The following is an 8167-nucleotide window of genomic DNA, read 5'->3' as shown; positions in this document are numbered from 1 at the left end:
TAGAACAAATTCACACCCATTACCAAGACACAACAATTACTAAAATAGATATCTTTCACTACACCTATGGGGTGCTACATAACCCAGAGTACCGCCAAAAATACGAACTCAATTTAAAACGAGACTTTCCCCGGTTACCTTTATATGATAACTTTCCCCAATGGGTGGACTGGGGTAAACAACTCATGGATTTACATATTAATTATGAAACCGTCACACCCTACAAACTCAGTCGGGTTGATATTCCTTTAAAGGGTAACCAAACCACACCCAAGGCCAAGTTAAAAGCTGATAAAAGCAAGGGAAGTATTATCTTAGATGATGTGACCACGTTACAAGGTGTACCCAGTATAGCATGGGAATATATGCTGGGCAATCGTTGCGCTTTGGAGTGGATTTTAGATCAATATAAGGAGAAGAAACCCAAGGACCCGACTATTGCGGAAAAGTTTAATACTTACCGGTTTGTAGACTATAAGGAACAGGTCATAGATTTGTTGATGCGGGTGTGTAGGGTGAGTGTGGAAACTATGAATATTGTTAATCAGATGTCGGGTGGTTAAGATCCCCGACTTCTTAGATCATTAGAGATTGTCTAGGATAATTTAGTTTCAGAAGTCGGGGATCTATGGGGCGATCGCCTCAGTACAGATGCAATCATCCCCCAACCATAATTAGGTTTTAGGAGAATAGTTACTAATTGGTAATATTATGCAATCTGAAAAAATTTCCATTTCTTTACCATCCTCTTTATTGCAGTTTATTGAAAATTACAAATTAAATAAAGGCTGTAAATCTCGTTCAGCAGTAATTGAATTAGCTATAGAGCTATTGCGTTATCAAGAATTAGAACGAGCTTACCGGGAAGCATCGCAGGAAATTGACCCAGAATGGGATTTAACCGTAGGGGATGGACTCAGTGATGAAAGGTGGTGAAATATACTTTGCAAATCTTAGTCCCGCAGTGGGGTCAGAAATGGATAAACGCCGTCCTGTAATGATTGTTAGCAATGATTATAATAATAATGCTTCTACTACGGTAACGATTTTACCGATTACATCTAATACCAGTCGTGTATATCCTTTTGAGGTTTTATTAAATCCAGAAGATTCGGGTTTATCTAAACCTTCTAAGGTGCAAGCGCAACAGTAATGATTAACTGGTGCATTGAGACACCACTTAGGCGCTTCGCATTAGTACAATGGCTTGCGCCACCCTAGGGTATCAGATATCATCCCCAAATTTTCCCCAAATTAACTACCAACCCAGGTAAAACATCCTCACCAGACAAGGTTAATGGCAATTTTAAAATCTCTAGTTCTTGTCCAGGGCGATAAATTTCTACTTCCTGTTTTTTCCGATTTATTAACCAACCTAAACGAAAACCATTTAATATATATTCCTGTATTTTATCCTGAAGTTTTTTCAAATTATCCGATGGTGGCATAATTTCAATAGCAAAGTAGCGAAGCGCTGCTGCAAGCAGATCGCCCCGTATCCAAGCGCCCATCACCACTTACGGGGTTGAAAATCCGGCTCATTTAAAATCACCACGTCATCACCGCACAGACCTAAGACAAATAAACCTTGACCATCTGATTGAGTATCTGATATGGTAAAGAAACCAATTAACCCAGAGTCGCATCAATATGTATGTTTAAACTCGCTAATTTCAGGAGAATTTTAGAATGAATAATGGCAATAACTTTGAAGAAAAAATTTCAGCAGAAGATAAAAAATTAGAGTCGCAATATCCTTTAAATAAGCGTGTTTGGCAAGTAATAAAAAAACTATATCCTGATACAGCTAAAACTTGTTCAAACATAGATTTTCAACCATCCTCTGAAGATGTGTCGAATGTTTTTAAAGTTTATGATTGGTATAAATAAAAATATCCAAATCAAGAAAATATTATTAATAGCTTAGGCTATAAGCCATTTTTGCTAAATGGAAAACTTTACCATATTCTCATCAAACTAGATTATGAATATGACAAACAGAAAATGCTGCACAAGCTAAAAGAACTAATTGATGATATGAATCAGGTAGAGAAAGATTCTCTTGCCGAGAATAATCTAGATTTTATTTATGAGGAATTTAAAAAGGGTGTAAGCTTCTACACCAAAATTAATTTTTTACAAACGAACATAGAAGAAAGAAGGATAGATGATGAGATTGTTCAGTTATTAGCTGCTGGTATTTTTGATATCAATATATCATTATCAGCTTTTAAAAATCCTTTTTATTTAGATTATCAGCCAATAATGTTTCATGCACATCAAGCATCTGAGAAATTTTTAAAATCATTATATGCCCAACATAAATTACATGAAATAAAGAGTTCTTGTCAAACAGTAGATACTTATGTTAAAAATAAAAATATTGGGCACAATATTATTTCCGCCGAATTAATTGCCCAATTAGAAGTAGCTGAATCTAATATAATCCAAATTCAAGACCAAATTGAAGACCTACATAGAGAAGTCCCAAATATGACGAATATTAGATATAAAGATTCCGGCAAAACTATTGAGAATGCAATTAAGTGTATTGATTTAATGATAGAAATTTGTGGCTATGTTGCTGAAAGTTTTGTGAATATCATTAGAGTGAAAACAGTACAGCTTTAAGTGTGTATTCAGTTAGTTAAAATATCATTTTTAGGGGTCACATAAATTACTTAGTAACTAAAGTGAGTGACAATAGAACAGACAATATATATCTATGGTGTTGACATCATATTTATACACACCCCTGAAAAGCTGAGTTATTACTGTATAGATTACATTATCAAGGGCGATCGCGAAACCCTGCTGTAAGCACATCGCCTGAGTACAGATGCAATCATCCCCCAATCATATTTTTATCAACTAAAAATTAAAATAGTTAATAACTGTTAATAAATTAACCATGACTACAGAATCCCCTATTAATTCTACTTCTCAGCCTCAAACCACCTCCGGAACCAGGGTGAGAAACTTCTTAATTGCCATAGTAGCGATCGCCCTGAGCGTAGCTCTAATATTAGGATTGAAAAGTCAGACAGCCTCCGCCTCTTTAGCCGACCTAGATAAAGCATCAACTCCCTTAGAAATGGCTACCAGCAACGGTAAACCGTCAATAGTCGAATTTTACGCTAACTGGTGTACTGTCTGCCAAAAAATGGCTCCTGATGTTGCTCAACTCAAACAAGAATATGGGGACAGGGTAAACTTTGTCATGTTGAATGTAGATAATAACAAGTGGCTCCCAGAGATGCTCAAATACCGAGTAGATGGTATTCCCCACTTTGTCTTTTTAGGTAAAGAGGGGGAAACCATCGCCCAAAGTATTGGAGATCAACCCCGTACGGTCATGGCCAGTAACTTAGAAGCCTTAGTTACCGGGTCATCTTTACCTTATGCGCCAACTAGCGGGGAGGTGTCCGAATTTCGCGCCCCAGTAGCACCGGTTAATAATCAAGATGACCCCCGCAGTCATGGGAGTCAGGTGATTAACTGAGGGTCACTGTAGGCGGATAGATACGCTACCGCCATGGGCTGGTAAACCTTCAGTTTCTGCTAGAGTTACAGCGGCTTTACCTATTTTTTGCAGTGCTTCTTGATTACACTCTAAATAGGTAATTCGCTTGAGAAAGTCATAGACACTCAAACCGGAGGCAAAACGGGCTGACCGGGCGGTGGGAAGTACATGGTTAGGTCCGCCTAGGTAATCCCCAATGGCTTCTGGGGTGTAACGTCCTAAAAACATACTCCCCGCACATTTAATCTGATCAGCAAATTCTTGGGGGTTATCTATGCACAGTTCCACGTGTTCGGGAGCTAACTGATTTAATAGTGGTATACTGTCGGTGAGGTCTTCGACTAAAATCACCGCGCCATGTTTTTGCCAACTGGCGGTTGCTACTTCTTTGCTGGGGAGATGGGTGAGAATCTGCTCAATGGATTGGATCACATCCTGGGCAAACTGGGCAGAATCGGTAATTAAAATTGACTGGGCGCTGGGGTCGTGTTCTGCTTGGGAGAGTAAATCCCAGGCGATCCATTCTGGGTTATTTTGGCTATCTGCTACTACCAAGATTTCCGACGGTCCAGCTACACTGTCAATACCCACTGTTCCAAATACCTGGCGTTTGGCTTCGGCAACATAGGCGTTACCTGGACCGACAATTTTATCTACAGGGGCAATAGTTTCTGTACCATAGGCTAAAGCGGCGATCGCCTGGGCTCCCCCTATACTATAAATTTCTGTCACCCCGGCAATTTGGGCAGCAGCGAGGACTGCGGGGTTAATCGCACCCCCTGGCATAGGTACTGCCATAACAATCCTATCCACTCCCGCTATTTTAGCAGGTAGGGCATTCATCAGTACAGAACTCGGATAACTGGCGCGTCCTCCGGGGACATAGATACCCACCTGGGAGAGGGAAACCCAATTTAATCCTAGTTTGACTCCTGCTGTGTCGGTGTAACCAATATTTTGGGGGAGTTGTTTTTGGTGAAAAGACCCGATTCTGTCGGCTGCTAGTTGGAGAGATTCCTTGACATTTTGCGGACATTGTGCTGCTTGTTCGGCAATAAAATCGGCGCTTAAATGCAAGGATGGGGGAGTATAGTGATCAAAGCGGCTGGTATATTCTTTAACTGCCACATCGCCGCGCACTTTCACATCAGCCAGAATATTTTTCACTGTACCACTAACATCAACCGTTGCTTCCCGGCGATCGCTCACCAGTGCTTTGAATCTAACGGAAAAATCTGGAGCGGTTGTTTTAAGTAGTTGCATAGACTAAAATTCTCAAATGGTGCGGGTTTGGCGGTAATGTGACACACTCCTATACCTGTTTTCCACTAGGTCTAGGTTTCTCAGGGACTCCTGCTAGTGCCAAGGGAGATTAACTGAGCTTTAATGACTACTATAATTCAGATGGGTTCTGCACATCGTTTTTTATGACTATAGAACGAGTTCCCCAAATACACTATCCTCAAGCCGATATTTTGCGGCGAGGAATGTCTTTGGGGCTGGATTTCTTGGGAGTCTGGTTAATTAGTTCCATATTGGGAAGCGGTCAAGTTGGTATCCAGATACTGCAAATCCTCGTTTTTCTATGCTTCTGGGTAATTTTTCGGGTGGTGATAGTTTACAACAATCAAGGACAAAGTTTAGGGCGTTGGGCTTTTGACCTAAAAGTACTAGAAGTTAGCAATGGAGAAATCACCGGCAGAGTTCCTACCATGCGATCGCTCCTACAGCGAGAAGCTATAATCGGCACTGGTGCGCTTTTGGTGTCAATTGCCCTGAGTAATATCATAGCTAATCCCACGGCTATACTGCTATTGCTTCCCTTAGCAATTGACTGTGGGGCGGCTTTGTCTGACAATCAGATGCAGCAAGCTCTCCATGATCGCTATGCTGGCACTTTGATAGTTTCTTCCCGCCGGGGTTACTCCTTAGATATTAAAATTAAGCGATTAGCTGAGAAAATGCGCCGAAGTGTGATAAGATAGTAATTTGTGTTAATTCTCTTCAGGCTTGACTGTTTGTTAAGATTATGGCTAAGAGTAAAGGTGTCCGCATAATAGTTACACTCGAATGTACTGAGTGTCGTAGTAACCCAGATAAGCGATCGCCAGGTGTTTCCAGATATACTAGCACCAAGAACCGTCGCAACACGACTAACCGGTTAGAGCTGAAAAAGTTCTGTACCCATTGCAACAAACATACTGTTCATAAGGAAATTAAGTAAAGATGAGTTATTATCGTCGTCGCCTGTCTCCCATTAAGCCAGGAGAACCAATCGATTATAAAGATGTTGATTTGTTGCGCAAGTTTATTACCGAACGGGGTAAAATATTACCACGTCGGATTACAGGGCTGACCTGTAAGCAACAGCGAGATTTGACAGTGGCAATTAAACGGGCGCGGATTGTGGCTTTATTGCCATTTGTCAATGCAGAAGCGTAAAAACAAGTCATGAGTTATGAGTGATGAGTTAAGAATCAAAACTCCTAACTCAGAACTTGAAACTATTAAAAATGTTCACCAATAAATAGCGAGAGTTGTGGAGAAGGGTACGCTAGTTGAATTTAGGGTTCAAGGCGATCGCCGTTTGGGTGTAGTAGAACGCCCGGACGGTAAGACCCGTTGGTTTGTGATCGATGAACGTGGTCAATCCCACAGCCTCGCCCCCAGACAAATTAGTTATATAGTTAACGGACAAACCTATAAGTCCTCGGATATAGAGAGTTTTCAAGGGCAAGTTGAACCTTACATAGATCCCTCTAGTTTAGAAGTAGCTTGGGAATTACTGGTAGAAGATGGGGAAACAGTCACACCAGCGCAAATGGCCAACCTGCTGTTTTCCGAATCAGAACCAGCTGCTTGTTATGCCGCCCATTGTTTGTTATCAGAAGATAAACTGTATTTCAAGCAAAAGGGAGACGCTTATGAACCACGAACGGCTGTTCAGGTAGCAGAGCTAAAACACCAAATCGAAATTAAGGCACTTAAAGCCAGGGGACAGCAGGAATTTTTGGCTCGTGTAGAGCAAGCCCTGCGGGGTGAAACAGTGGATTGGCAACGTCATGACCGCCAGCGATTAGAAGCACTGGAAAAATACGCGGCTCTGCTGGCGGATGTTGTGCGGTTAGGAGTAAATTATGATAACCTAGCCCGATCATATCCTCCCCCAGCTCCAGTGTTAGAAACAATGAATATGCTCGGTCGTACTGCTACCCCCCCAGCAGCCTTGCAATTGTTAATAGATTTGGGTTGGTGGGATGCTCATGAAAACTTGTTTGTGCGTCGTTCCGCAATTCCGGTTCAGTTTCCTAGCAAGGTATTAGAAGTGGCGCAACAACGCTTAGATTCCCCCCCTACTGACTTAGATACAAATCGCCTAGATCTGTCTGGTTTAAAGGTATACACAATTGATGATGAAAGCACGACGGAGATAGACGATGGTTTAAGTTGGGAACTACTTCCAGAAGGGCGGGAACGATTGTGGGTGCATATTGCTGACCCCACCCGCTGGTTAGCGCCAGAAGATGAATTAGACCTGGAAGCCAGAAAACGGGGAAGTACAGTTTATTTGCCGACGGGTATGGTTCCCATGTTCCCAGAATTGTTGGCAACAGGCCCCATGAGCTTGGTACAGGGAAAGATATGTTGCGCCTTGAGCTTTGGGGTGGTATTAGATCAAACAGGGGGGGTAGAAGATTATACTATTCATCCGAGCTTGATTAAACCTACCTATCGCCTCACCTACGAAGATGTAGATGAGATGCTGGAATTGGGAGTGCAAGCAGAACCTGAAATTGAGGCGATCGCCAACTGGGCAAAACGGCGCAAATCTTGGCGGTATAATCAAGGAGCCATCAGCATCAGTATGCCCGAGGCTATGATCAAAGTTAAAAACGATCAGATCGACATTGATATTTTAGATGATTCCTCATCGCGGCAGTTGGTAGCAGAAATGATGATTTTGGCTGGTGAAGTAGCCGCCCGTTACGGTCAACTTCACAATATACCTTTGCCATTTCGTGGTCAACCACAACCAGAATTACCCCCAGACGAGGAGCTGCTGTTACTCCCCGCCGGATTTGTCCGCGCCTGCGCCATGCGCCGTTGTATGCCCAAGAGTGAAATGAGTATCACCCCTGTACGTCATGCTGGTTTGGGTTTAAATACCTACACTCAAGCAACCTCTCCCATCCGGCGCTACAGTGACTTATTGACTCACTTTCAACTCAAAGCCCATTTGCGCGGTGATGTTCCGCCTTTTTCCGCCGAACAGCTCAAAGAAGTGATGATGACAGTCACATCTACCACCCAAGAAGTGACAATGGTAGAACGGCAAACTAATAGATATTGGTCTTTAGAATATTTGCGCCGTCATCCAGATAAAGTGTGGGATGTGACACTGTTAATGTGGCTACGAGAAGATAGCAACTTAGGACTAATCTTATTAGAAGACCTAGGGCTACAGTTCCCCATGTTCTTTAAACGTTCCGTGGGATTAGGCGAACAGCTATTAGTAAAAGTTGCTCATGCAGACCCGCAAAAAGATATGATTCAGTTTCAAGAAATCATCTATCAAGAAAGTCATTCAGGATCAACTTAACTTGTGTGAGTCCTGGGGAAAATCATCGGTAATGTAGAGACTGG

Annotated in this window: 11 protein-coding genes and 1 pseudogene; 10 read left to right on the top strand and 2 right to left on the bottom strand. The window is 42.1% G+C overall.

Annotation, left to right across the window (positions count from 1 at the left end; all coding sequences use genetic code 11):
* The 3 genes from NWP22_RS00950 to NWP22_RS00940 form a co-directional block, all read left to right on the top strand.
* A partial coding sequence (locus NWP22_RS00950; RefSeq protein ID WP_342393865.1) for a type ISP restriction/modification enzyme occupies positions 1 to 563 on the top strand: 563 nt, incomplete at its 5' end.
* A 148-nt stretch (positions 564 to 711) separates the two neighbouring features.
* Positions 712 to 936, top strand: a complete 225-nt coding sequence (locus NWP22_RS00945) for a ribbon-helix-helix domain-containing protein (protein ID WP_271732614.1) — start codon at positions 712 to 714, stop codon at positions 934 to 936.
* Positions 923 to 1153 (top strand): type II toxin-antitoxin system PemK/MazF family toxin, encoded by a 231-nt coding sequence (locus NWP22_RS00940; RefSeq protein ID WP_280801407.1) that lies wholly within the window; start codon positions 923 to 925, stop codon positions 1151 to 1153. Before NWP22_RS00945 ends, NWP22_RS00940 begins: the two co-directional genes overlap by 14 nt.
* A gap of 79 nt (positions 1154 to 1232) precedes the next feature.
* On the opposite strand, the pseudogene NWP22_RS00935 reads toward NWP22_RS00940, so the two are convergent.
* Positions 1233 to 1463, bottom strand: a pseudogene (locus tag NWP22_RS00935) (Uma2 family endonuclease); the annotation flags it as partial.
* A gap of 226 nt (positions 1464 to 1689) precedes the next feature.
* Between NWP22_RS00935 and NWP22_RS00930 the strand changes: the two are divergent.
* The 3 genes from NWP22_RS00930 to NWP22_RS00920 all read left to right on the top strand — a co-directional run bounded on the left by NWP22_RS00930 (position 1690) and on the right by NWP22_RS00920 (position 3502).
* Positions 1690 to 1890: a hypothetical protein gene (locus NWP22_RS00930; protein WP_271732611.1), complete on the top strand. Its 201-nt coding sequence runs from the start codon at positions 1690 to 1692 to the stop codon at positions 1888 to 1890.
* Between the two features lie 51 nt (positions 1891 to 1941).
* A complete protein-coding gene (locus NWP22_RS00925; protein WP_271732610.1) occupies positions 1942 to 2631 on the top strand; it encodes a HEPN domain-containing protein in 690 nt (229 codons plus the stop codon).
* 280 nt (positions 2632 to 2911) lie between these two features.
* On the top strand, positions 2912 to 3502 hold the full coding sequence (locus NWP22_RS00920) for a thioredoxin family protein (RefSeq protein ID WP_271732608.1): 591 nt from the start codon (positions 2912 to 2914) through the stop codon (positions 3500 to 3502).
* 3 nt (positions 3503 to 3505) lie between these two features.
* On the opposite strand, the gene hisD is transcribed toward NWP22_RS00920, so the two are convergent.
* Complete coding sequence (hisD, locus tag NWP22_RS00915; RefSeq protein WP_271732607.1) at positions 3506 to 4786, bottom strand: histidinol dehydrogenase; 1281 nt, start codon at positions 4784 to 4786, stop codon at positions 3506 to 3508.
* Positions 4787 to 4950: 164 nt separating this feature from the next.
* Between hisD and NWP22_RS00910 the strand changes: the two genes are divergently transcribed.
* From NWP22_RS00910 to NWP22_RS00895, 4 genes are all read left to right on the top strand, one after another.
* Positions 4951 to 5508: an RDD family protein gene (locus NWP22_RS00910; protein WP_271732605.1), complete on the top strand. Its 558-nt coding sequence runs from the start codon at positions 4951 to 4953 to the stop codon at positions 5506 to 5508.
* Between the two features lie 44 nt (positions 5509 to 5552).
* On the top strand, positions 5553 to 5747 hold the full coding sequence (rpmG, locus tag NWP22_RS00905) for a 50S ribosomal protein L33 (protein WP_271732604.1): 195 nt from the start codon (positions 5553 to 5555) through the stop codon (positions 5745 to 5747).
* 2 nt (positions 5748 to 5749) lie between these two features.
* A complete protein-coding gene (gene rpsR / locus NWP22_RS00900) occupies positions 5750 to 5965 on the top strand; it encodes a 30S ribosomal protein S18 (RefSeq protein ID WP_271732602.1) in 216 nt (71 codons plus the stop codon).
* 97 nt (positions 5966 to 6062) lie between these two features.
* Positions 6063 to 8123 (top strand): ribonuclease catalytic domain-containing protein, encoded by a 2061-nt coding sequence (locus NWP22_RS00895; RefSeq protein WP_280801406.1) that lies wholly within the window; start codon positions 6063 to 6065, stop codon positions 8121 to 8123.
* Positions 8124 to 8167: the final 44 nt, after the last annotated feature.

The sequence above is a fragment of the Anabaenopsis tanganyikae CS-531 genome, from assembly GCF_029891675.1.
Classification (GTDB): Bacteria; Cyanobacteriota; Cyanobacteriia; order Cyanobacteriales; family Nostocaceae; genus Anabaenopsis; species Anabaenopsis arnoldii.
This window is presented reverse-complemented; position numbering and strand designations above follow the sequence as displayed.